The following is a 23,276-nucleotide window of genomic DNA, read 5'->3' as shown; positions in this document are numbered from 1 at the left end:
GGAAAGGCAAACTGACGGCGATCTCTTCGCAGGGCAGCGTGCTGATGGGCGCACAGGCCACAATCACCGGTGCTGCCGTGACAGTCACCGTAAAGCTGCTGGAAGCGGTGGCCATGGCCTTGTCCGAGGCGGTGATGCGGACTGAAAGCGTAGTAGCCTGCTCAGGGGCCGTGCCGCTGAAAGTCTGGGTCTGGGCATCAAACAGAAGCCAGGCCGGCAAAGCAGCGCCCGAGGCCAGCGAGGCCGTATAGGTCAGAGCGTCGCCCTGGTCGGGGTCCGAGAAGCTGCCGGTCATAAACGAGAAGAGCTGTCCGGCCGTCAGAGGCTGGGCCTCGGCGGCAGTGACCACCACAGGCGCGCGGTTGACGGCCGAGGCCGTGATGGTGAACTCGGTGCTCACCGCCGGCGACTTGCCGTCGGTGGCAGTCAGGCGTACCGGGTAAACAGCCGCCGAAAGGGGCGTGCCGCTGAAAGTACGGCTGGCGGCATTAAAGGACAGCCACGAAGGCAAGGGTTTACCGTCTGTCAGAGTGGCGCTCAATGTCAAAGGATCGTTTTCGGGATCAATGAATGTATTGGCCGGAACTATAAATGTAAAAGGGCTGCCGACAGGAGTAAGTTTGTTTTCAATAACCGTGATAACCGGCGGCTGATTAGCGGAAACACTGGGCAGGATTTCTATCGCATTTATCATGGCGTTGTCAACCGAAGCATTAAAGTCAATGTTCAGGGCACCGTCTGTAACATATGTTTCCAGAGATTTAATAACAACAACTTTATTCTTGTTACCGCCTTCAACAAATAAATCCAGATTGTCCAAAACCGTTTTACCTTCCAGATTAACATCAAAAATCCGTTTTCCGCTGGCAGCATGATAATTTTCTACCATATGCAGCCTGACCGTATACCGGCCGTTTGCAATCGGAAGGTAATAGCTGAGTTTTGTTCCCAGGCGGCGCTCATAATAAAGCTCCGGAACCGTTACGCCGCTCAGGGTATAACTGGAATTGGCAACAACTCCCGGAACAATCGCATAGGTATCATCGGCATTAAAAACACTTGATCCAACCGTACGTTTGATACCGCCTGCATTAATCCGGTAGGGCGCCGAAACAGTTGGGTAAAGTTGCTTGTTGACAGAAAAATTTTCAAAGGTATAATCGACCGAAGCTGAAACCGTAGTATTCCGTTTTGATGCATAAATACCTGCATACATGGTTTTTCCGGACAAAGCCATGCTTTCTACATTGATGGCAGCCGGGTTGGAAGCACTTGTATAAGTTGCACCGACATTCTGGTAAGTAACACCGTCCGTTGAATAAAAACCTTCTGCAGTATTGGTATTGAAGTCCAGAACAATACGTAACCTGACCGTCTGATTGTTGAGCCCGGAAATAGTGCTTGTAATGCGCTGGTCAGGGTTGGTGGAAGGGGAACTGGAAGAAGTGACATCGTTTACTTCCTTGCGCAGTTCTACTTTGTTAGCCGAAACCGAAAGCTTTAAAAAAGTTTTATCGTTCAGGCCGGCCCATAAACCGGCTTGTTCCGAGCCGGTGCCGCTGAATGGATTTATGATTGTAGTCTCAAAGGTCAGTTTTCCATTTGCCTGGAATCCGACACCCAAAGCATTGATCTGGTTATTGCTGGTTGTAAAACCAAGCCCTCTGTTTGCCGCAATGGTCAGTCTTCCTTGTGCAATCGTCAGCCGGGAAGGTTCGTAACCGATCGTACCCGAAGTTGGCGTTCCGTCCGAAGCATTCCTGACGCCGGAATAAGCGTCGGCCATTTTGAAACCCGTACCTAAATTATTTACATCCGTTAATCCGCCTTCCGAACCGGTGAAGTTCAGTACATAAGGCAATGGAACATTGATTTCTTCACACGTAAGGCTGCTGATCGGTGAGCAGGGCGCCAGGCTAGGTTTGATTCCTTTCTTTACCTCTTTTTTTGTAACACCGGAAACAGAATTCCATGCAACAGACTGCATGCTGATCAATACTCCGATGCTTATAAACAAAGACCAATACCTGGGGTATAAGTGCAAGTGTTTATTAAAAAAACAGAAAACATTTTTCATAACTAATTGAGTAGATATTGTGAAAAGGATGAAGAGAAAGTGAGTAAAATGATTTGAAAAACTGAAGTAATATTTAAATGAAAAGAAATGTCAGGTAACAATGAACAATGACAAACAAACACAAACGATATACAAATACATAAAATCAAAATTAAGTTCATGGACATAGTTAACGAAGTATACAGGAATTGTGATAAACACAATGCACTGCAATAACTAATTTATAATTATTATGGATATGGGTTATGATTTTAGAATAAAGTAATCGGTAAATAGATGTTTACTTTATTCTGACAATTTAACAGAAGATACTATCAATCAAATCAGGGGTTGCAATCTGGACTGCTCGCAAATTTACTAATTAAGAATTAAATAATGGTAAGTAAATAGCAAACAAATTTTATTATTTTACAATAAGATATAAATATAAAATATAATTATTTTAACAACAATGGATGCTTAAATATACTTCGCGCAGCAACTACATCAAAAACAATTAACCAATAAATATTTTGTAAAATTAGTTTATATACGGCTTGTTTATGTTCGCTAGAAATTGCTTGATTTGTAGTACATCTATCCATGTAAATAGTTTAATATAAAGTGTCCCGGGCCAATATTTACATGGATGTATTGCAGTAATTAGTTGATTTTACAGCATGATTATTTGTTATCAAATCAATCGAATCTGACGTATGAAATCCACTTGTCAAAGTGTATTGCCGTATAATAAATAACCTGAAAATCCATGTGAATAAGTTTGTCTATTTGGATCAATATTCTTTATAAAACCGGTGGAATTGATCGCGTATTTACCGGTTAATAAAATGATTGGTATCTGAACAATTTGTGAAACGGAATGAGCTTGCCGGGTATGTTTTCAAAATGCGGAATGCTGCTGTCTTTGTATTATTGCCCGGCAGGAAGTCCTGATTACAAGCCCGTTCGGCTGTTTGAATAAGTAAAGTCGGGCGCAATGCCGCTTAATAAATGGAATTGATTTTTGAACCTGTTCAGCCTTGAATAAAAGAACACTGATTCTCAGCTTATTTGTTATTGTAAAGCTTGTGCTGCATTACCTTATCATTGCGCCGGGCTATGATTTGCATCGCGACGAATACCTGCATCTTGACCAGGGAAAACATCTTGCATGGGGTTATTTGTCTGTTCCGCCTTTTACGTCCTGGAACTCTTTTATCATTTTGCAATCTGGAAATTCCGAATTCTGGGTGAGGTTTTTTCCGGCAATGTACGGAGCATTGACACTGGTTGTAATCTGGAAAACCATCGGGTTGCTGGGTGGAAATGTTTTTGCGCTGATTTTAGGTGCAACTGCCATTACATTCTCTGCATTATTAAGAATGAACATGCTTTTTCAGCCTAATTCCGTGGATATACTTGGCTGGACTTTATTTTACTATTCGGTACTTTATTACCTGAAGACTGATCGGAATAAATGGCTTTACATTGCGGCAATTGTATTTGGATTCAGCTTTCTGAATAAGTACAATATTGTCTTCCTTGTAGCAGGGCTTGTGCCTGCACTTTGGATAACAAACCACCGGAAACTTTTTTACAATAAACATTTATACACAGCCGCATTTACCGCGCTTTTAATCATTTCTCCCAATCTGATCTGGCAGTTTCAGAATAATTTTCCAGTTATACACCATATGAAACTGCTGGCTGAAACGCAGCTTGTAAATGTAAGCAGACCGGGGTTTTTAAAAGAGCAGTTACTGTTCTTTACAGCATCCCTGTTCATTATACTGGCGGCATTTATTTCCTTTTTTATTTATCCGCCATTCAAAAAATATCAAGTGTTTTTCTGGTCTTTTGTATTCACTTTGACGCTTTTTATATACTTACGTGCTAAAAGTTATTATGCGGTCGGGCTGTATCCAGTTTTCATTGCATTTGGATCGGTTTACCTTGAAAAAGTTTTCATAAAAAGATTATTGTGGCTGCGTCCCGCCTCGGTTATATTCATTTTAATTCTTTTCATTCCAATGTTCCGCGTAGCATTTCCGATAAAAGATCCGTCTGCAATTGCAAGTGATTCCACGTTGTTCAAAAAGCTGGGTCTGCTGCGCTGGGAAGACGGAAAAGATCATAAACTTCCCCAGGATTATGCGGATATGCTCGGCTGGCGTGAGCTGGCGCAAATAGTGGATTCCAGTTATGCCGAAATAAGTGATAAAAAACACACGCTTGTACTTTGCGATAATTACGGTCAGGCCGGCGCAATCAATTATTATTCCAGATTCAGGAATATCGGTGCAGTTACAATGAATGCCGATTACATCAACTGGTTTCCGTTGCAGGAAGAAGTTAAAAATATTATTCTGGTACAATCTGCGGATGACGATGATAAAAGCAGAGAAAAAGAAAAACCACTGTTTGAAAATATATTTCTTGTCGGTAAAATCAGGAATCAGTATGCCCGTGAATGCGGCACAAGCGTTTACGTTTTGCTGGATGCCAAAGTCTCCATTAACAAGATCCTGAAAAGTGATATGGAAGAAAATAAATGGGATTAGCCGCTATTTTATGCATGTTATAATTCCAGGTTGAAGAATCAAAACCCGGTTGCTGCAAAATAAAAATGGACCTGAACAAAATTGTCCATTGCGATGGCATTACATTTTCTACAAACAGGTTTGCAGCAATCGGTTTAAAATAAATCAATCAAAAAATGATCGTAACAGGAAACACAATTCTGATAACCGGCGGTACATCCGGAATTGGCTTGGCATTTGCAGAAGAATTTATAAAAGAAGGAAATCGTGTAATCATAACCGGCAGACGGGAAGACCGGCTTGAAGCCATTAAAAATAAATTACCGGAAATTATAACCAGGGTTTCAGACGTATCGGATGCAGCGCAAAGAGCCGGGCTGGCAGAATGGGTTTTTCAGAATTACCCGGAAACAAACATGCTTATCAATAATGCCGGCATACAGCTCGTCACCGATCTGAAATCACCAGTTGATCTGGAAAGAGTACGTACCGAAACCGAAACCAATTTTATTGCACCGGTTCATCTGGCTTCATTATTTACGCCTCATTTTGCTGAAAAGGAAAATGCGGCAATCATTAATATAACGTCCGGGCTGGCTTTTGCGCCGCTGGCCTTTATGCCCGTTTATTGCGCTACAAAGGCTGCCATGCATTCACTGACTTTATCGCTCAGGCATCAGTTAAAACAAACCGGAATCAAAGTATTTGAAATTGCACCGCCGGCTGTTGATACGGAACTCGGTCACGACAGGCGGGAAGATAAAAGCCAGTCACACGGCGGGATTCCGGTTCAGGAATTTATTGCAGGCGCGATGAAAGCCATAAAAAATGATGAACTGGAAGCAGCAATCGGCCAGGCTGCGGGACTCAGGTCCAAACGTGAAGCTTTGTTTGAGCAGATGAATTCCTGGTGAGCAGCTGCGGGCGATCAGCAAGCAGTTGGCTCTCAGCTTGGAGCTGTTGGGAAAATAAGGAATTGATACAAAGCAGCATTCCAAAGCTTGTAAATCCAACTGTTTTGTTAAAGTCATTTTCTAGAATGTATAAACAGGAAAAATCCTTTGGTGTGCTTAAATGCCAAAGGATTTTCCTTTACTGTAAAACAACCTGTAATTCCTGATGGCATTACGCATTTACCGGTCTGGACCCCATTAATCATATTTCATTTTCACGGCGTTTATCTCACTCCTGCCAGCTTTGTTTCCTGATACATTAATGCCGACTCTGGGCGCTCGGTCCCAACGCGGCAGCCACGGCGCTTGCATCTGAAAAGCATGTGCCGCAACGCCTGTTTCCTGGCCTTTTATGTTCCAGCTGAATTCATAAAAGCGGCCGTTACGACTTTGCAGATTCAGTTGGACATGATTGTATTTTTCTGAAATTTCCTGTGTTTTGAGTATTTCAAAAATGCCTTCTTTTACCTGCCACAATTTAATTTCATGTTGCTGGATCCCGTAACCCAGTGCATTATTTGCATCGCCGTAAATAACAATATTCTGCATCAGGTCTTTAACGGGTTTTACTGCTGCGGAGAAAGTATAATTGCCTTTTTCAACCGTCAATCCGATAAAGTTGCCGGCTGGAATAGGGTTGTTGTTTTCAATCTGGATGGAACCGTTCTGCTCGGTGAATACCGGTTTCGGAAAACTTACATCATAAACCCAGCGCGGTTCAATGCTATTTTTATCACCCTTGTTACGAAGTTCCGGGCTGGTCTGAGCACTTGCCGCTAACGGCATTTCCGCCTGAACCGGAGGCGTTTTTCCGTACCTGAAAGCCGGCCATTCGGTCGTGTCGTCCCATGTAAGTTCACTCAGTATACCTTGTCTGCCGGTAAATGTAAAATCGGTTCCGCTGTACGCATGATGCAGATAGAAATACCGGTTATCCGGCGTCACCACCACCGTTCCGTGCCCCGGGCATTTCCAGGATTCATCGCTGAAAAGGACCGGATTTCCTGCATACTTGGTCCACGGACCCGTCAGTTTTTCAGCTCTTGCAAACCCCACCTGATAATTACATTTTTCTCCGCAGCAGGCATTTCCGGAATAAAGCATATACCAGTATTTTCCTCTCTTGAAAATGGCCTGTCCTTCCGCGCCTCCGGATTCCCAGCCCGCAGGATCCGCTTTTATCAGACTGAATTCCTTGCCTGTGACTTTCAAGCCGTCACTTGACAGCTCGGCTCCAAGTATTTCAATTCCCCTGTCTTTGTCCAGCCCGTATGCTTTCCATGTGATGAACAATTTCCCGCTGTCTTCAACAATGAATGCATCAATTGCCTCTTTTGTCCATTCGATGATTATACCGTGATCTTTGAATCCTTTTTTCAAGTCCTTTGTGCTGGCAACCCCGATAAACGACTGTTTGTCAGTTTTGCGGCGGGCAGTATAATAAACGTAAAAAGTGCCGTTACGAAAAAAAAGCTCAGGTGCCCAGTAACTTCCCATAGTCCATTCCGGCAAGTCGGCAAACACTGGACCGACGTATTGCCAGTCAATCAGGTTTTTTGAGCTGTAAACAGGGTAGGCCGGGCCCCATTCCGAAGAGGTTCCGCAGGCATAATACGTATCACCGACAAGAATGACCGAGGGATCTGCAAAGTCGCCGGGAATAACAGGATTCCGGTATGTGGCAGCCGAGCCGGGACCGGGTTTCTGGGCAAAACTTTTTACAGCCGACACGGATAAAAGAGATAAAAGGACGAGTGAAAATTTCCACTTTTTCATGAATTGACCGGATTGCTGACGAGCTTTATTTAAAATCAGGATTGTAAAACAGTATTAATCTAATCCAGTATAAGGAGATACAAGCCCGAATCTAACCAAAGTTGTTCTGAAGCATGAAGGGAAAACTTATCAGAGGTCTCTTCACAGTGGCAGGCAAACGACCAAGATGACAAGCTTGCGATGCCATGAATTTCCGGTTTGTAAGGCAGTATGTAAAAAAGCCTTTCTGATCACGCAGCCTCCGTTCGGGAAGCCGGCGAGATCAGAAAGGCTGGTATGAACTGTATTTATAAGCGGCAGCTTTGATTCTTTTTGTTAATGCACTTTTATAAAACGCAGGTTCTGACTTTGATCCCCGTAAGATATTTTCAGAATGTAATGGCCGTCTGCCAGACCGGAAATGTTGATCTTGCTGCTGTTATGGCCTTTTTTCAGACTTTGTTTTGAAGAAGACACACGAATGCCGGCCACGTTGTAAATATCAAAATCCGACATGCCTGCTATCCGGGCGCTGTAAGATACATCAATGTAATCCCTGGCCGGGTTCGGTGCTGCCATCAATTCGTAAATGTGGTTAAATTCAACCGAAATAATCCTGCTCTTTGTAAATGTCCCGTCCGTATCAATCTGTTTCAACTGATAATAATTAGTGCCCGCACGCGGATTTGCGTCTACAAACCTGTATTCGCCGGCCGGCTTTTCACTCAGCGCCAGCTTCCCGATGACTTCGGAAGTTTTTGCCTGTTCATCCAGACGCAAGATTTCAAAACCCTGACCATTTTTCTCGGAAACGACTGTCCAGGAAAGTTCAATCCCGTTTTGCAATGCAGTTCCTTCAAAGCTTACAAGATGGATCGGAAGCGGTTCGGCTATTTTGAAACTCTGGCTGCTTACGCCGGAAATGCAATCTCCGCCCTGGATTTCCATGGTGTAATTTCCCGGGGTCAGTGAAGCAAAGTTGATGTCCACATTCGCACTGGTCAGCTGCGGCGTTCTTGCGGACCGTACGGTTGTGCCGTTCGATTTGATTTTCCAGTCGATGGTAGGAACGCCGTTTCCGTGAAACAAAAAGCGGAGTGAAGTGGGGGTAATGTTGGAAATGGACAGGAGATTGGGCCCGGCAAGACAGTTGACCGGCCCTGTGCTGATGGTAAATGACTTGGAACTGATGCTGGAAACACAATCGCCGCCCTCGATTTCCAGTACATAATTACCGCTTGCCAGTGAAGCAAAGCTGATGTCGACGGTATTACTGCCAAGTGATCCCGTTTTTGCCGATCTGACTATCGTGCCGTTCGACTTTATTCTCCAGTCTATATTGGGAACGCCGCTTCCTGAATAGGCAAAGCGCAATCCGGTTTGTGAAATATTGCTGATCGTTCCCAGTGTGGGGCCGGATGCGCAGTTCGGCATTTCGCCCACAACCGAATCCGGGTATTTGGGCACATCGCCCCAGAAGCAGCTCTGGACTTCCAGATAGTTTAACTGAAAGCCGAGGTCGGGGTTCATATAACTGCCGTTTTCGCCTGCAATGGTCTGCTGGATGAGACCCAGAGAAAATGCGTTCGGATTATAATTGTTCAAATCCCGGCGAAAGTTGATACGGAGCAGCCCATCGACAATTCTGGCAAACTGATATGTTTTTACGCGGTCGGTGCCAACGTAAGTTCCAAGCAGCAAATTATCCGTTATTAACTTGTTATTGCATGGAATTGCATTGCCGATTGCCGGTTTCAGATAACCGGTTGACATGGTGCTGGGGTCAACCCCATTGACGCAATGATTCACGGCGTAATTTCCCTGCGCATCATTCGGGAACCGGTTTGTATCCAGATGCAGCAATATGGCCGTATTGTCAAACGCTGACCGGATCCGCGACGGGTCACTGTTTCCATCCCACCGGATGTAAATCCTGTTTTCATGAATAATGGTATAAACACCTTTTCCGTTAAAATTTCCCAGAAATTCATCATGCGTCCAGGTTCTTCCCGCACAGATGACCTGTGAAGCCACTGCCGACTGGTTTTCAGGGCGATTATCATCTGATTTAGCTGCAAACAGGCCAAAAAGGCCGCATACATAGATTAGTTTGAGTAAAAATTTCATAACGTTTGTAGAAATGGTTAATAGATATGAAAAGACTTTGAATCTGGTACAAAGCTGTATTTATAAAACAACAGAATTCATAACTGTTTAGCAGCCAATGAACATGGCTCGCTCTGCAACTTACAGGATCAGAGAAATGGTTAAATGAATATATTTAATTGGAAATGTAGTAATATTTCTAATTTTATTTTAAATAAGTAGAATATATTATTAGCTTTTTTGCTTGTGAGAAGTGAAGTCTTGTTTATGAAACTGTTGAAGTACGCACAAAAAAAACCTGCGGAATTGTTCCGCAGGGTTTTTTTAAGGTAAAACATGGAATGCGCTATTTGGCGCTTTTTTCAACCGTTTTGTAGAAATCGGCCAGTATTTCATCTTTTTTAAAATTTTCCCAGATTTCTATTTTTCTGCCTGTTTTGGCATGATCAATCCATTTGTTTCCCGAGAGCGTAGGCGCATTGATTGTCGTTTTTTCAGCCCAGTGCGGATTTTTTACAATGGCTACCGCAGCCATATCGTACAGGGCGCGGGAAGGCGGATTTCCATGCAGATCAGCATGTGCAAAGAGATCTGCGGAGTAATCGCCAAAGGTTGTAAAGCTGTTTCCATGCCGTCCGGCCACGGCCCTGGCCACTTCAATGCCTTTGCCTTTCATGCGTGCATTGATTTCCGCAGGCGTAACCGACACGGCTGCCGTTCCCGAAGGTTTTCCGTTCCTGACAACGGCCATTTCAAATGGTGCCTGTGACTGAATAACCGGATTGACGGAAGTCGTATCATCATCCAGATTGTATTCCCCGGCATCGGGATAGTTGGAGCCCAGCCACACAATCCGGATCTTGCCGGCTATTTCAGGCGCTTTCTTCAGCGCCAGCGCGATGTTGGTCAGCTTACCGATCGGTAAAAGCACAAGCTGGCGGGAATCACTGGATTTTGCACTTTTTATGATAAAGTCAACGGCTTCCTTTCCGTCATAATCCGCTTCATTGATATGGTTTTGTATGTCTGCATAATTGCCGGATGCGCCTTTGTAGATCTTAACATCATTGTATGCATTGCATAATTTAGCCACTCTTACCGCCTCGTCGTAATGGCCTTTCAGCGTGCCTCCGTTTCTGGTATTATTGATTGTAATTCCTTCCAGATCAAACTGGTCACGGCTGAAAAAAGCATAAGCAAGTGCATGCTGGTCATCCAGTTCATTGTTGGCATCCGAGTCAATGATAAGCCGGATTTTGTCCGGTTTTGCAGGAGAATCAATGGAATCCGGACGGTTTTCTGATGACGGATAAACATGAATGAAAAGCAGTATTCCAAGTAAAAAATAGTTCATTGAAATTTCGGGATATTGAGGATTGAAAGGATTATTTATCTGGCGGCAATAAGAATTCCCAGTCCGGCAATGTAACAAATCAGCATTGCATTCAGGATCAGCGATGTTCCTTTGGGTGCATTCCGGAATTCTTTCCACACTGCAATGCCCCAGATCGCTGCAATGACCGTAGCGCCCTGCCCCAGACCGTACGAAATGGCCGGCCCCGCCTGGCCGGAAGCAAGAATATTGAAGCTCATGCCAATACACCATATGGCTCCGCCCAGCATGCCCATCAGATGGTTCCGGAAAGTTCCTTCAAAGTACTGCCTGTAATGTACCGGCAAACCTTCAACGGGCTTTTTCATGATAATGGAATTGAACAGGAAGTTGCTCAGGAAAACACCGGCAGCAAAAAAGAAAACAGCCGAATAAGGACTTAACTTGCCAGCTTGCGGAACGGCAAAATCGGCAAACATGGAAGCAGCAACGTATTTGTAAAAAAATCCCATCAATACGCCGGCAGCTACCGAAAACAGCAATCCGCGTGCCGACATGCCTTTGGCCTGACTCGTATTGCGGCGGTATGCATAAGCGTTCAGGATGATGGCGGCGACAATCAGTGCTACGCCGATGAAAAGCAGAGAAGAATTGCCGACCGGATTATTCATATAATTGACAACCACGCCCCAAACCAGGGCAATGCCGATGCCCACCGGAAAAGCAACCGACATGCCTGCAACTGCTATGGCCGTAACCAGCAGGATATTTGCGGCATTAAAAATGATACCGCCCAGCATGGCAAGCCCGACAGATTCCCGGTTTGCCTGGCCAATATCTTCCAGAAAAGGCCGGCCCTGATCTCCGCTGCTGCCCAAGGTCAGGCCGATTAAGGTTGCAATGATTAAAATGCCGGCAACATAATCCCAATAAAAAAGCTCAAAACGCCACGTATTTGCTGCAAGTTTTTGTGTATTCGCCCAGGAACCCCAACAAATCATGGTGATCACACAAAAAATAACCGCAGATGCATAACTTTCGATAATAAACATGCGCTTTGAAGTTGATTTGATTTTTCACATCGTATTCTCTATCAAAAGGCTTGCGGCATGAATTTTACCTCATTTTTTATATTAATATTTACAATCAAGAGGATTGATACACAGTAAGTACAGAACCTGTTTTCCTGTTATTATTTGCCAATCGGATAAAGCAGACCTGCATGAGCCGAGATTCCGCGTATGTAAACTGAAGACGAACTGCCCGTCAGATTGCCATAGATATCGGTAAAACCATAATGATAACGTCCTTCTGCGATAATCTTGAAAGGGCCTGCCGGATAGGCAATTCCGATTCCCGCCATAAGCCCGATGTCAAATTTTCTCACACCGAAATCTCCCGTATAACGATCTGTCCTGTCAAGCTGGTCTGTAACCTGGCCGTTGTAATACTGGATTATTTTGGTCTTTGCTTTCATAGGCTTCGCAAGAAACCGTGCTTCCGGGCCCAGAGAAAATATGGCCTGCAACTTTCCGAAGTTCGGTTTGTACTGAAAAAGAACAGGCACTTCAGCGTAATTTAAAAATATGCTGTACGCATATTCCCGGATGTAATTGGGCGCAGTTTGTGTTTCAGCGATCTGAGCACTCCACTGCGCATAGCCGGGCTCGACCTGAAAACTGAACGAAGGGCTGACGGCGTAATGAAACAACGAGGCAAAACCCGGGGCTGTTTTCGGCTTGTAATTCAGAACCGGATCGCCGGACCCGAAATGTGCAAAATTGACGCCGCCGCGAAGGCCCACACTCAGCTGCGCTTGGGAGCTTGTTGTCAAAGTAAGTACAAACAGAATAGCCGGGATAATCCATAACGGTGCTTTCAAAATTTTCATGGTTTGTGTTCCTGATAAGTAAGATTTCATTCACTGCACAAAAAGCGTGCAAACCGACCGTGTCCGGATTTCCTTGCTGGTCCGTCATCCTGAATGAACAAGGTTTCCAATGCTTGATTTCTTGTAGGCAGGGTGTTTAAGTATATGAAAAGAGACAAAGAAAAAAACCGGTTTTCTGGCATTATATAAAAGTGTTTTACAGTTTATGAATTTTTTAAACAAGGTTTTATAATTATTGAAATTCAGTTTATTCAAATCCTGTTAATGTCAACTTTAAGTTACTTTATTATTAGTTTAAAATTGCTTTTGAAAATCTTTGACAATACTCCTTTTTACCTCTGTTTCCAACTTAATAATTTAATGTTTAACAAGGATGAAATGCCGATTTACTATACAATTAAATAAAGAAACGAAAGAGTCTTGTCCTGTTTTTTTACATGTTTAATACATGGCTTTAAAAATAGGCAGACAGCCATCAGCGCAGATGATGATTGATCCCGATTAAAATAATCGGAAAAGTTAAAGCGGGTTTTGTTTTGGTGTATAAATAAAATATGTAATATACAGCCTGAAAGCAACAGTTTTCAGGTACAAAAAGGTAAAAGGACAAACTCAACCAATCTTCAAAAAACAACAGTATGGACGTCAAAAAGCAGATTAATCTCAGTAAAATCGTTGGGTACATATTGTTAACTCCGCCGTTAATCAGCGTATTAGCCTTTATGATTGAAATTTTCCTGGATAAAAACCTGCTGAGGAATGTAGTGAGAAGAGGTGTGTGGAGCGGGTTTATTGCGGAATCCGGACAAGCCGGTTACACTACTTCATTGCCTTTTTACTTTGGCCTGATGGCCATTGCAGGTGCTTATCTTATCAAAGATAATACCGGCAATTCATGGTATAAATAGCTTGGTTTTTCAGTATTCCAGCAGTAATTAAGGCTTTAATTTCCGAGTGGAATGTTGCATGGAAATTGCAAATTGCAGCCGGCAAGCAATGTACTTGCCGGTTTTTTTATTTATATACAAACTGCTTTATTTATGAACAAATTTAGCAGCAAACCGGATCTTGTTGCCGTTTAGTAAAAATTCAGAATATTACAATATCCTTCGTGATCAGGTAACAAATCAAACGCTTTATTTTTGGCGGAAAATTGCAGGAATTCCTGAAAGTTCTCTGCATCGGGATTTACTGTAAGTTGTTTAACAGTTCACTTATTTTAAACTTCAGTGATGAAAGCCAACTTTTACTTCCGCATAGTTTTGCTATGCCTGTTCCCCAATTTATTATCCGCAGCCGCTATTATTTATGTGAATCCAGCTGCTTCCGGCAGCAATGACGGCAGCAGCTGGGACAATGCCTACACCAGTTTATCAACTGCGCTCGCCTCCGCGATGAATGGAGATGAAATCTGGGTAAAAAAAGGAGTGTACAAGCCGAGTACGTTGTTTGATGCGAATGGAAACGGTGTCACGGAACCTCAGGAAGCCACTTTCAAAATCCCTTCCGGCGTTGCTTTGTACGGCGGCTTTGCCGGTACTGAAGTCAACCGGAATGACCGGAATTTTTTAACGAATATCACCATTCTGAGCGGCGACATTGACAACAATGACCTCAATCCCGACGGCAATTCCATTGCGGAAAATACCGGTCAGATCAATGGAAATAATGCTTATCATGTCATTTACACCAGTAACGTCAGCGCTGCTACAAGGCTGGACGGATTTGTGGTTACGGCCGGCAGGGCAATGAGCCCGGCTGTGATCACCGATGCCAATCAGGATGGCGGGGGCTGGTACAATCAGCTGAGCGGAGCCATTAACGCCAGCAGCCCGACGATTGTCAATTCCACATTCCAGGGAAACTATGCGGCTTCCGAAGGCGGGGCTTTTTTCTGTAATTCCGCACCGACGGGCGGTGCAGTAATCTCGCTGATTGAGAACTGTAGATTCATCGCCAATAAATCGAATGTTGCAGGCGGCGCAATCAATATAGGCTCCTTCAATGCCGGCAATTACCAGCCAAAGATCAGAAGATCGGAGTTCAGGGAAAATGAAGCATTCAGACGCGGCGGTGCCATCTATCTGGTTGGTGACCATGCCGTGCTTGATTCAGTCTGTTTCCGCTCCAACAAAGTGACCGCAGTTTCACCAGACAACAGTACGCTTCCGGGTTCAGGCGGGGGCGTGGGCATGGTGGCCTCCAATGCCAGCTTTACGAACTGTTACTTTTTTGGCAATACAACCACCGGCAATCCCACGGGCGCATACGAAGGCGGCGGAGGCGGAGCCGTATACATGACCACAAACAGGTCTCAGACAGAAATACTCGGCATTTCAGCACCAAAGTTTGTTAACTGCGGCTTTTATGCCAACAGTGCCAGCGGCAACGTTACAGCTTGGGGCGGTGCAGCCGTGCATCTGAGTGATGCGGGTAAACTGACGCCAAGTTACGTCGGCTGCGTTTTTTCAGGCAATCAGGCAATGGATCAGGGCGGTGCCATTGCCAATTTTGTCCGGGTTATGGGCCTGGAAGAAAACGGAAGCTACATACCGGAACTGACGCCGCAAATTACAAACTGTACTTTCACCGGAAACCATGCAGGCAAAAATGGAGGCGCCATTTACAATCAGGGATTTATTCTTAATTCCGTGGAATTCCTGCATACCTATGTTGAAAATTCCATTCTATGGGGAAATACTGCCGGTGTAAGCGGGGCACAGATTTCATCGACGGGCATCATAGACATCGCTTACTCGCTTGTTCAGAGTTCGGGCGGAAGCGGCGCATGGAACGGGACTGCCGGTACCAATAAGGGCGGCAACATTGATATCGATCCGGGATTTGTGAATGCAGCCGATCCGGACGGAGCAGATAATGTTGCGGGCACTTCGGATGACGGCCTGCGGCTGAATGCGGCGGCAGCTCCGGTGGACAAAGGCAACAATTCAGCAGACGGCCTGACAGGCGTCACAACGGATTTTGCTGGTGCAGCAAGGCAGCAAGGCCCGAATGTAGATATGGGTGCTTATGAACGTGCCGGAATGGTCAGTAGTTACCCTGTCAAATACTGGCTCAAAGACTGGCGCCCAAGCCGGCCCGTATGTTCAAGTTGTCCGTGGGCATTTATCTTTAATGAAAAGATACTTCAGAAATTTGTCTGGGAAAGAAAAGCGCAGCTGGTGGATAACGGAAAGACGGCCGTCATAACGGGCAGGATCGTTCACCGCGATAACAAGGATATCGGTTTTGAGGTGTATTTGAAGCTGATCTATAAACATGACTGGAAAAGCTGGAGTGCCAAAGGAAGAACGTATACAGCATTGAGTCAGGCTTCCATTCAGGCTGCTGCCAAATTCCATCAGGACTGGCTGTTCTGGGAGCTGAGCAATGAAAGTTACCTGAAAGGCACAGGCGATCTTTCCGGTAAACTTTTTATTGCGCATTCTCCAACCAACAGGAGTATAGGCTTTCAGTTAGGCGTTGGTGCAAACGGCTGGGACGCGGATTTCGGGATGAGCGGATCGTTCAAATACAAAGGCACGCTCATGTACCGGAGGGCGAAGTTCAGTGTAAATGGCATAGCCTACATGAATGTGGACGCAGGAAAACACAAGAATGACGAAAGCCGGCTGGCTGAATTCGCAGAAACAGAAGAAAGTACCAAAGCGTCCAGCAACATACAATCCATGATGGTATACCCGAATCCGGTCAGAGATCAGCTGAATATTCAGACCTGGGAGGCAAGCCGGTTTGATGTGCAACTGATCAGAACGGACGGCACCACTGCAAAGCAGATGAACACAAGCGCAACAAACGGCATAATCAGCTTTTCCGTACAAGGGCTGACACCGGGCAGCTATATACTTCAGTTGACCGGCCAGGACGCAAGAACGGAAACGCAGAAGATTGTTATAGTGGAGTAAAGCATTTGTGCGGGGTTAACTTGCTTAACCGGGTTCCGATCAATCGTAATATTTTATAATTAAAAAAACAAACAATGCTTTATGCATCAGTAAAAATTAAATCTGCTGATGCATAAAACATTTTTATTTAATAAGACATAAGGATTCTTTTTCACTTGTCTTTGACCAAGAGATTAAGTGTAAGACACATTAAAAAGCTAAAATCCGTTTTACATGTTCCTGATCGTTACCCAGGAACTTCACATTTTCTGTAACGGGCATTTGTACATGAATTACACTGCTTCCAACTTGTCCATTTCAGTGATCAGATCTAAATCAAAATGCAGTGTTCCTTCACCAAGAATACCTTTAAAAGTCATCGGATGGAAGGAGTCTTGACGTAAACTAAATATTATTTCCTTTTCCTGTTTGCGGGCGTGTTTCAGATTTACAAGATCATCGTACACAACCAAAGTAGATACAATAGCAGCATTCGGATAAAGTAATTTTCCCTGATCACCGACTTCACTCACAACTTGTCCGCCGGTATTTAGGCATAGGGGAAAAGTAGTTGGTGAACAAAAAGCCAAAAGCCGGTCAATTTGAAGCTGCGGTGCAATGGCAACTGCCGAACGAATCAGTTGCATGCTGCTGAAACCACAACCGATTGCATTTTTGTTGAATTTAAACCAAACACCGCATAATTCGGCAACCCGATGGAATGAAAAAGCTACTTTGCTTAACAGATTTTCTTGGTAATCTTTTAATGCTTTTTCGACGGGAAGAAGTAAACCTGAATTCTTGATTTGAATCCTGGCACCACCAAACAATGCTGAATCCGGATATGACCGGAGAAGTAACAAATAAGTATGCTCATTTTCGATCCAGTCTGAAATACCGGAAGTGATGTTTGCAGCATTATATTTTTTCAACATTTTTTGATGATGTTCAATATACTGGTAACAAGCAGGAATATTATCGCTTGCTTTAAAAATACTCATAACAAAGTTCATGCTTATTATTGGGCCAAGCCATTTACACTATTATACAAAACCGGACTTTTCAGAAGGTGTTTTTCCGAAATCTTTTAACTACTTATTGAAGAAAATTATGCATTACTGATTTTTAACTATTTCATCAAGATCAACATAAAACCTTCCAGACGTATGTAACTGGCCAAGCAGAATTCTTCGTGAAACGTCTGTAACCATTGCTCCGCCCAGCATAACGGATGAGGCCAGCTGAGGCCAGGCGGTTATTGATTTTCCGATTTCTGACATGGATATCCTGCAACGTTCCGAAATTTGTTCATCACCCAGGATTTTTACGACCAAGGCGACTTTTTCTGCACTGGTTAGTGTTTTGAGATTTTCAGGTTCCAGATGTTCAATCAGTCCGTGTAACAATGCCCGGCCCGGTTCCAGATCAAATCTTTCAATGTCCAGCATTCCCCGGTCGTTGGTATCCATTAAAACCGGAATGCCTAATTGCCGGGCTTTTTGTCTGCTGAAAATCTTGCAGTCCAGCCCGTCACATTCCTCCACGAGTAGATCAATTTTACCGTTATGCAGAAAAAAGGAATCCAGATTATCTTCTGTTAAGCCTTCGGTAAAACATGTAACGCTTAGGTACGGGTCAATTTCCATGATTTCCCGGGCTGCAATAACTACTTTGGGTAATCCGAGATTGTGAACGCCGGTGCGTACACGGTTTAAATTACTTAGTTCCAGGCTGTCAAAATCCGCTAATCTCAATTCTCCACAGCATCTTTCCGTTGTAAGTGTAAGCGCAATTGCATGTCCAACAGAAAGTCCTACTATTCCAATCCTTTTTTGTATCAGAATTTGCTGCTCTTCAGGTGTAATTTTATAGATGTTCCGCGATGTCCTGACTTCCAAAAATTCCTCATAATCCAGCATATGAACCAGTCGCTTAGACCAGGGATAGAAAACCCAGGTTCCATATTGTTCCATGCTGCAGTTGTTCAGGTGAAAATCAATTATTTCTTTATAATCGTTTTCAGCTAACCGGGATTGCGGGTTTCGTATCTTGATTAACTCTTTTAACTGTTCATAAACAGAATCATGATAAAAAATGCCCTCAGTTGCTGCAAGCAAAGAATTTAATCTTTCCTGATCTTCCACTTTTGTCAAACGGAAAAACATAGGCTGATAGGAATGACTTACTGGTGCTGAGTCTTGTTTACAGAGTGAAGATGCCATTGAAAATAAACCAACTGTTATAAAAATTATTACTTCTTCATAATCCTTTGAAAACTTTTGTCGCTAATCCGATTGATGCTTGCATAATATCCATCGAATGCTTCGGAAGGCATCTTGCAAGTCCTGAATATGTCCTCTGAACAAAGGTTCTGAAGGTGATTTGTAAGAATTTGCTGAATGGCGATAGCGTAAGATAATGTTGTATGCTCTCCAGTGCGGGAGTCGTATTTGAAATGGTCATTAGTCAAATGAATAGTATGTGCATTGAAATTTTTCTACGTAAATCAATTACAAAATTCCGTCAGATCCTTAGCAAAATTAGCGCCTGTACTATCTTGTTGTACCAACGGTAACGTACCCGTAATTTTCATTTTAAATTTTCTGCAACAAATCCCACCTCTTCCTGCGACTGTTATATTCAGGAATCCAGAAAAGTTTTTGAGGACAGGCAACCGTTTGGACTTCCGGAATATTATTACCATAGTTTATCCATAAAGATCTTGATTACACTTTCCATCATTCATGAAGCCCAGAACAGAGATGTTTGTGCACAACGGATATTGTTCGATTGCTATGGAAAGATGCTGTACCGGCTGGCCCGGAGATATTTACCCGATACGGTGAAGGCGGAAGATGCGGTGGCCAAAGCAGTATTTATCATTTTTCAGAAAATACATACATGCCGTTTTGTTGCCATTCCTCCGTTTGAAATGTGGATGAAAAGAATTGTTGTGAATGAATGCCTGAAAATCCTGAAAAAGGAAAAGCGGTTTGAAATAGTCATGGATGCTGAGGAAGATGCCTGTTATGTGGATGATGCAACAATTGAAAATTTATCAGCCGAAGAAATTTTCAGGGTTATCGAATCGCTGCCTGACGGTTACCGCACCGTTTTCAACCTGTATGAAATTGAAGGTTACTCGCATTCAGAAATAGCTGAATTGCTGGGAATCAGCACGGGAACTTCCAAGTCGCAGCTAAGCAAGGCAAAAAGTTTGTTACAAAAAAGAATTATTGAACTGGACCCGGTGTATGCAAAACGAAAAGTTATTTGATAAAATCAGGCAGACGGCCGAACGCTCATCCGCCGCATCAGAGGACTGGAATGCTGAAAAGATCTGGGCAAAAGTAGAACAACGCCGGCAGAAGCATCCGTTAAGTATATGGCGGCCATATGCGGCTGCGTCGGCTGTATTGATCCTCGGCTTTCTGGCGTGGTCTGCTGTTTACAAGCAGGAAAATGCGGCAGCAGTAAGCGACGGAAACAATGTGAAGACACATTCCGGAAAAGCACAACCCGTCCGGAACCAGGCACTTTTACAAAGCAATGCTGCTGGTCATCAAAAATATACAGTCCGATCCGGGGAACGTAATAAAACTTACCGCAAAGCACTTCATCAAGCGCATAATAGGAATGCAGATGAAATGATAAAAGAAGCGTATGATGCATTGAATCTGCCTGAAACGGATTCCGTGCAAGTACTGGCCGCTGCCGGAATGCAGGAAGAAAAACCGGTTTTGGAAACAGCCTTTGCGGAGCAGCCGCATGATACCCTCACGCCGTTGCTTCAGATGTTTGAACATGCAAAAAGGGTAAGAGAAGAACGGAAAATGATCGTCAGGCTGGAAGAGAAAAACAGGTCAATGGATTTGTTGTTTTTTGATCATCCTGCCTTTATGGAGCATCATCCCGGCAGTGAGCCAAAGCTTTTCCTGCAAAAAAGATAAAATAATCTTCATTCCAACTTCCAATCCCATTTACAATGAAAAACTGCAACCTGCTCACTTTCTTTTTTGCTGCTTTATTTTTTCACGCGGCCGTTCATGCACAGACCAACATTCCAGCCGGGCAGGCCAGAATCGGTTATACCAATATTGATATTGTACTGAGCAGGCTGCCGGAAAGCAAAGTAATGCAAAGTCAGCTTGAAGTAACCAAAGCACAGCTTGAAAAAGCAATCAGTGAAACGGTAAAGGAATTTCAGGAAAAGCTGGCTGCATACCAGAAAAATGCAGCCCAAATAACTGATGTAATCCGGGCCGACAAAGAAAAGGAACTGGAAAGCCTGCAGGCCAGGGTTCAGGAATCAAGAACCAATGCGGAGCAATCGCTGCAAAGTAAACAGCAGCAGTTGATCGAACCGGTTTTCAAGAAGATCAATGCTGCCATTCAGGCTGTTGGCCAGGAAAACGGCTTTGTTTATATCTTTAATATGGATGCCGGGCAAGGTACCACGCCGTTCATCTTGTTTGCAGCTTCGGAAGAAAACAATGTTACAAACCTGATCCTGAAAAAGCTGGGCGTTGACCCCGACAAAACAGAAGCAGCAGCTGCTTCAAAAAAGTAGGCATGGATTTCGGTTTGTGTAAGTCGATTTTGTATAAATGAACATAATCTTGGAGAGCATCGCCTTGTTTTGATGTCGTGCATCACTTTGCTGAATCCTTTGAAATCCATAATTTTGAGGATGGAGCAATTTGAAGTTATAACCCGCGGCGACAGAAGCATGCCGGAGCTGTTGAGGTCGCCGACCCAGTTCCGTTTTTCCATCATCGGTGAAAACCAGTGCAGCCTGGCGTCGTATAACCGCCGTGATTATTACAAGATTTCCCTTGTGCTCAAAGGCCGCAGCCGCCTCCTGTATGCGCACCGCGGCATTGACATTCCGGCGCCGGCGTTGGTTTTTACCAATCCGTTGATTCCGTATTCATGGGAAAGCGGGGACGAAAGCCCAGCCGGGTTCTTTTGTATTTTCAGCGATACTTTTCTGCATACAGGCGGCAGGACGGAAAATCTTCAGGAATCCCCGCTCTTCAAAGTCGGAGGAGAACCCATTTATTTACTAAGCCCGAATCAGGCAGATTACCTGAAAAGTATTTTTGAAAGGATGAAGCTGGAAGCAGACGGAGATTATGTTTTCAAGTATGATATCATCCGTAACCAGTTGAGTATCATTATTCACGAAGCGATCAAGATGCAGCCGGCCCTGGCTTACTTTACACCGGCAAACGCTTCCGAACGCATTGCCCAGCTTTTCCTGAACCTGCTGGAAAAACAGTTTCCCGTTGATTCTCCCGATAAAATGTTGCCTTTGAAACGTGCCGGCGATTACGCGGCCCAGCTTTCTGTGCATGTTAACCATCTGAATGCGGCCGTGCAGGAAGTAACGGGCAAGTCTACAACCATGCATATCAACGAACGTCTGCTTGCGGAGGCCAAGTCGCTGCTCACGCATACCGAGTGGAGCGTAGGTGAAATTGCTTTCAGCCTTGGTTTTGAATATGCTTCCTATTTCAACAACTTTTTCAAAAAACATTCCGGTGTAACGCCTTTGACTTTCCGGAAATCACTTTGAAAAGTATAAAAATCGGTTTGAAACGTTTAGTCGTCTGACGAAAGCGTTCGGTTACTTTTGCTGCTGTCAAAAACAAACAACAAAAGTAAAATGAAAAGAACCAAATTAGGAAGCCAGGGCCTTGAAGTGCCTGTTCAGGGATTGGGCTGTATGGGCATGACCACCATTGCAGGCGGTAACATTTACGGCCTTGCCGACGAAAAAGAATCCATTGCCACGATCCATCGCGCGCTGGAACTGGGAGTGGATTTTCTGGACACAGCCGACCTTTACGGCCCGCTGTTGAACGAGCGGCTTGTTGCCAAAGCGATCAAAGGCAATCGCGGGGCTTACACCGTTGCGACCAAGTTCGGTTTCGAAATAGATGACCGCGAGCAGCTGACGTGGGCCATCAACGGCCGTCCGGAATATGTTGCCAAAGCTGTGGACCGGTCGTTGCAAAACCTCGGAACGGATTATATTGATCTTTACTATCTGCACCGTGTAGACCCGCAAACTCCGATTGAAGAAACGGTAGGAGCAATGGGCGAGCTGGTAAAATCCGGAAAAGTGAAATACATCGGCCTTTCGGAAGTTTCGGCCGCAACGCTGCGCAAAGCACATGCAGTGCATCCGGTTACAGCGGTACAAACGGAGTATTCACTCTTTGAGCGTGAGCCGGAGGCCAATGGCATAATGGATGCGGTGCGGGAACTGGGCGTTGGTTTTGTAGCGTATTCACCGCTCGGCCGCGGGTTTCTGAGCGGTCAGTTGAAATCGCCGGACGATTTTGAGGAAAATGATTTTCGCCGCGGCATACCGCGTTTTCAGGGAGAGAATTTTTATAAAAATCTGGACTTGCTGAAAGAAATCAGTACAGTAGCAGAAAGTAAAGGCGTTACGCCTTCGCAGCTTGCACTGGCATGGGTGATGGAAAAAGGCGTGGTTTCCATCCCGGGAACAAAACGGATCCGGTACATCGAAGAAAATGCCTCTGCTACTGAAATCACTTTTTCTGCGGAGGAACTGGCCCGGCTGGAATCCATCGTCGAAGTCGGAGTAACGGCCGGAAGTCGTTATGATGCCGGTATGATGCAGTTGGTGAATGGCTGATTAAAGAATTTCACATGCAGCTGGTAAACGGCTGCATGTGAAATGTAAATTGTGAGATGTAAAATGA

Annotated in this window: 17 protein-coding genes; 9 read left to right on the top strand and 8 right to left on the bottom strand. The window is 44.4% G+C overall.

Features of this window, described 5'->3' with window-relative positions:
• Positions 1 to 1,987: putative Ig domain-containing protein (locus FEM33_RS14885; RefSeq protein ID WP_229214254.1), on the bottom strand; the 1,987-nt coding region annotated here is incomplete at its 3' end.
• Between the two features lie 1,109 nt (positions 1,988 to 3,096).
• Here FEM33_RS14885 and FEM33_RS14880 point away from each other — a divergent pair.
• Positions 3,097 to 4,617: a glycosyltransferase family 39 protein gene (locus FEM33_RS14880; RefSeq protein WP_139012817.1), complete on the top strand. Its 1,521-nt coding sequence runs from the start codon at positions 3,097 to 3,099 to the stop codon at positions 4,615 to 4,617.
• A gap of 155 nt (positions 4,618 to 4,772) precedes the next feature.
• Positions 4,773 to 5,510 (top strand): SDR family oxidoreductase, encoded by a 738-nt coding sequence (locus tag FEM33_RS14875; protein WP_139012816.1) that lies wholly within the window; start codon positions 4,773 to 4,775, stop codon positions 5,508 to 5,510.
• A 237-nt stretch (positions 5,511 to 5,747) separates the two neighbouring features.
• Here the strand turns inward: FEM33_RS14875 and FEM33_RS14870 are convergent, their stop codons facing one another.
• From FEM33_RS14870 to FEM33_RS14850, 5 genes are all read right to left on the bottom strand, one after another.
• Positions 5,748 to 7,325 (bottom strand): glycoside hydrolase family 43 protein, encoded by a 1,578-nt coding sequence (locus FEM33_RS14870; protein ID WP_139012815.1) that lies wholly within the window; start codon positions 7,323 to 7,325, stop codon positions 5,748 to 5,750.
• A 315-nt stretch (positions 7,326 to 7,640) separates the two neighbouring features.
• A complete protein-coding gene (locus tag FEM33_RS14865) occupies positions 7,641 to 9,431 on the bottom strand; it encodes a T9SS type A sorting domain-containing protein (RefSeq protein ID WP_139012814.1) in 1,791 nt (596 codons plus the stop codon).
• A 325-nt stretch (positions 9,432 to 9,756) separates the two neighbouring features.
• The gene (locus FEM33_RS14860; protein WP_139012813.1) at positions 9,757 to 10,764 is read right to left on the bottom strand and encodes a nucleoside hydrolase; all 1,008 of its coding nucleotides are present in this window, start codon (positions 10,762 to 10,764) and stop codon (positions 9,757 to 9,759) included.
• Between the two features lie 35 nt (positions 10,765 to 10,799).
• Positions 10,800 to 11,795 (bottom strand): GRP family sugar transporter, encoded by a 996-nt coding sequence (locus tag FEM33_RS14855; protein WP_139012812.1) that lies wholly within the window; start codon positions 11,793 to 11,795, stop codon positions 10,800 to 10,802.
• A gap of 140 nt (positions 11,796 to 11,935) precedes the next feature.
• Positions 11,936 to 12,634, bottom strand: coding sequence for a porin family protein (locus FEM33_RS14850; RefSeq protein ID WP_161597136.1), 699 nt, complete (start codon positions 12,632 to 12,634; stop codon positions 11,936 to 11,938).
• 722 nt (positions 12,635 to 13,356) lie between these two features.
• On the opposite strand from FEM33_RS14850, the gene FEM33_RS14845 reads away from it, so the two are divergent.
• On the top strand, positions 13,357 to 13,542 hold the full coding sequence (locus FEM33_RS14845; protein WP_139012810.1) for a hypothetical protein: 186 nt from the start codon (positions 13,357 to 13,359) through the stop codon (positions 13,540 to 13,542).
• A 324-nt stretch (positions 13,543 to 13,866) separates the two neighbouring features.
• Positions 13,867 to 16,560, top strand: a complete 2,694-nt coding sequence (locus tag FEM33_RS14840) for an SP85-like N-terminal domain-containing protein (RefSeq protein WP_139012809.1) — start codon at positions 13,867 to 13,869, stop codon at positions 16,558 to 16,560.
• Between the two features lie 272 nt (positions 16,561 to 16,832).
• Here FEM33_RS14840 and FEM33_RS14835 read toward each other — a convergent pair whose 3' ends face one another.
• Both FEM33_RS14835 and FEM33_RS14830 read right to left on the bottom strand, forming a co-directional pair.
• Complete coding sequence (locus FEM33_RS14835) at positions 16,833 to 17,540, bottom strand: hypothetical protein (protein ID WP_139012808.1); 708 nt, start codon at positions 17,538 to 17,540, stop codon at positions 16,833 to 16,835.
• A 114-nt stretch (positions 17,541 to 17,654) separates the two neighbouring features.
• A complete protein-coding gene (locus tag FEM33_RS14830; RefSeq protein WP_139012807.1) occupies positions 17,655 to 18,761 on the bottom strand; it encodes an Rv1355c family protein in 1,107 nt (368 codons plus the stop codon).
• Between the two features lie 500 nt (positions 18,762 to 19,261).
• On the opposite strand from FEM33_RS14830, the gene FEM33_RS14825 reads away from it, so the two are divergent.
• The 5 genes from FEM33_RS14825 (at position 19,262) to FEM33_RS14805 (ending at position 23,209) form a co-directional block, all read left to right on the top strand.
• The gene (locus FEM33_RS14825) at positions 19,262 to 19,816 is read left to right on the top strand and encodes an RNA polymerase sigma factor (RefSeq protein WP_139012806.1); all 555 of its coding nucleotides are present in this window, start codon (positions 19,262 to 19,264) and stop codon (positions 19,814 to 19,816) included.
• The gene (locus FEM33_RS14820; protein ID WP_139012805.1) at positions 19,794 to 20,489 is read left to right on the top strand and encodes a hypothetical protein; all 696 of its coding nucleotides are present in this window, start codon (positions 19,794 to 19,796) and stop codon (positions 20,487 to 20,489) included. The genes FEM33_RS14825 and FEM33_RS14820 overlap by 23 nt, the downstream gene beginning before the upstream one ends.
• Before the next feature lie 35 nt (positions 20,490 to 20,524).
• On the top strand, positions 20,525 to 21,109 hold the full coding sequence (locus FEM33_RS14815; protein WP_139012804.1) for an OmpH/Skp family outer membrane protein: 585 nt from the start codon (positions 20,525 to 20,527) through the stop codon (positions 21,107 to 21,109).
• Positions 21,110 to 21,229: 120 nt separating this feature from the next.
• Positions 21,230 to 22,117 carry a helix-turn-helix domain-containing protein gene (locus FEM33_RS14810; RefSeq protein ID WP_161597135.1) on the top strand — a complete coding sequence of 296 codons (888 nt, stop codon included), beginning with the start codon at positions 21,230 to 21,232 and terminating at the stop codon, positions 22,115 to 22,117.
• Between the two features lie 90 nt (positions 22,118 to 22,207).
• A complete protein-coding gene (locus FEM33_RS14805) occupies positions 22,208 to 23,209 on the top strand; it encodes an aldo/keto reductase (protein WP_139012802.1) in 1,002 nt (333 codons plus the stop codon).
• Positions 23,210 to 23,276 lie beyond the last annotated feature (67 nt).

It is taken from the genome of Dyadobacter flavalbus (assembly GCF_006149045.1).
Lineage (GTDB): Bacteria > Bacteroidota > Bacteroidia > Cytophagales > Spirosomataceae > Dyadobacter > Dyadobacter flavalbus.
The sequence above is the reverse complement of the archived record's forward strand: the minus strand, read 5'-3'. Positions and strand labels throughout refer to the sequence as shown.

What these genes read in the sequence shown, in the direction of transcription:
- FEM33_RS14840 (WP_139012809.1), top strand. Translation starts at nt 13,867, where the DNA reads ATGAAAGCCAACTTTTACTTCCGCATAGTTTTGCTATGCCTGTTCCCC.
- FEM33_RS14810 (WP_161597135.1), top strand. Translation starts at nt 21,230, where the DNA reads ATGGAGCAATTTGAAGTTATAACCCGCGGCGACAGAAGCATGCCGGAG.
- FEM33_RS14805 (WP_139012802.1), top strand. Translation starts at nt 22,208, where the DNA reads ATGAAAAGAACCAAATTAGGAAGCCAGGGCCTTGAAGTGCCTGTTCAG.
- FEM33_RS14850 (WP_161597136.1), bottom strand. Translation starts at nt 12,634, where the DNA reads ATGAAAATTTTGAAAGCACCGTTATGGATTATCCCGGCTATTCTGTTT.
- FEM33_RS14830 (WP_139012807.1), bottom strand. Translation starts at nt 18,761, where the DNA reads ATGGCATCTTCACTCTGTAAACAAGACTCAGCACCAGTAAGTCATTCC.
- FEM33_RS14855 (WP_139012812.1), bottom strand. Translation starts at nt 11,795, where the DNA reads ATGTTTATTATCGAAAGTTATGCATCTGCGGTTATTTTTTGTGTGATC.
- FEM33_RS14865 (WP_139012814.1), bottom strand. Translation starts at nt 9,431, where the DNA reads ATGAAATTTTTACTCAAACTAATCTATGTATGCGGCCTTTTTGGCCTG.
- FEM33_RS14820 (WP_139012805.1), top strand. Translation starts at nt 19,794, where the DNA reads ATGCAAAACGAAAAGTTATTTGATAAAATCAGGCAGACGGCCGAACGC.
- FEM33_RS14835 (WP_139012808.1), bottom strand. Translation starts at nt 17,540, where the DNA reads ATGAGTATTTTTAAAGCAAGCGATAATATTCCTGCTTGTTACCAGTAT.
- FEM33_RS14845 (WP_139012810.1), top strand. Translation starts at nt 13,357, where the DNA reads ATGATTGAAATTTTCCTGGATAAAAACCTGCTGAGGAATGTAGTGAGA.
- FEM33_RS14870 (WP_139012815.1), bottom strand. Translation starts at nt 7,325, where the DNA reads ATGAAAAAGTGGAAATTTTCACTCGTCCTTTTATCTCTTTTATCCGTG.
- FEM33_RS14815 (WP_139012804.1), top strand. Translation starts at nt 20,525, where the DNA reads ATGAAAAACTGCAACCTGCTCACTTTCTTTTTTGCTGCTTTATTTTTT.
- FEM33_RS14875 (WP_139012816.1), top strand. Translation starts at nt 4,773, where the DNA reads ATGATCGTAACAGGAAACACAATTCTGATAACCGGCGGTACATCCGGA.
- FEM33_RS14860 (WP_139012813.1), bottom strand. Translation starts at nt 10,764, where the DNA reads ATGAACTATTTTTTACTTGGAATACTGCTTTTCATTCATGTTTATCCG.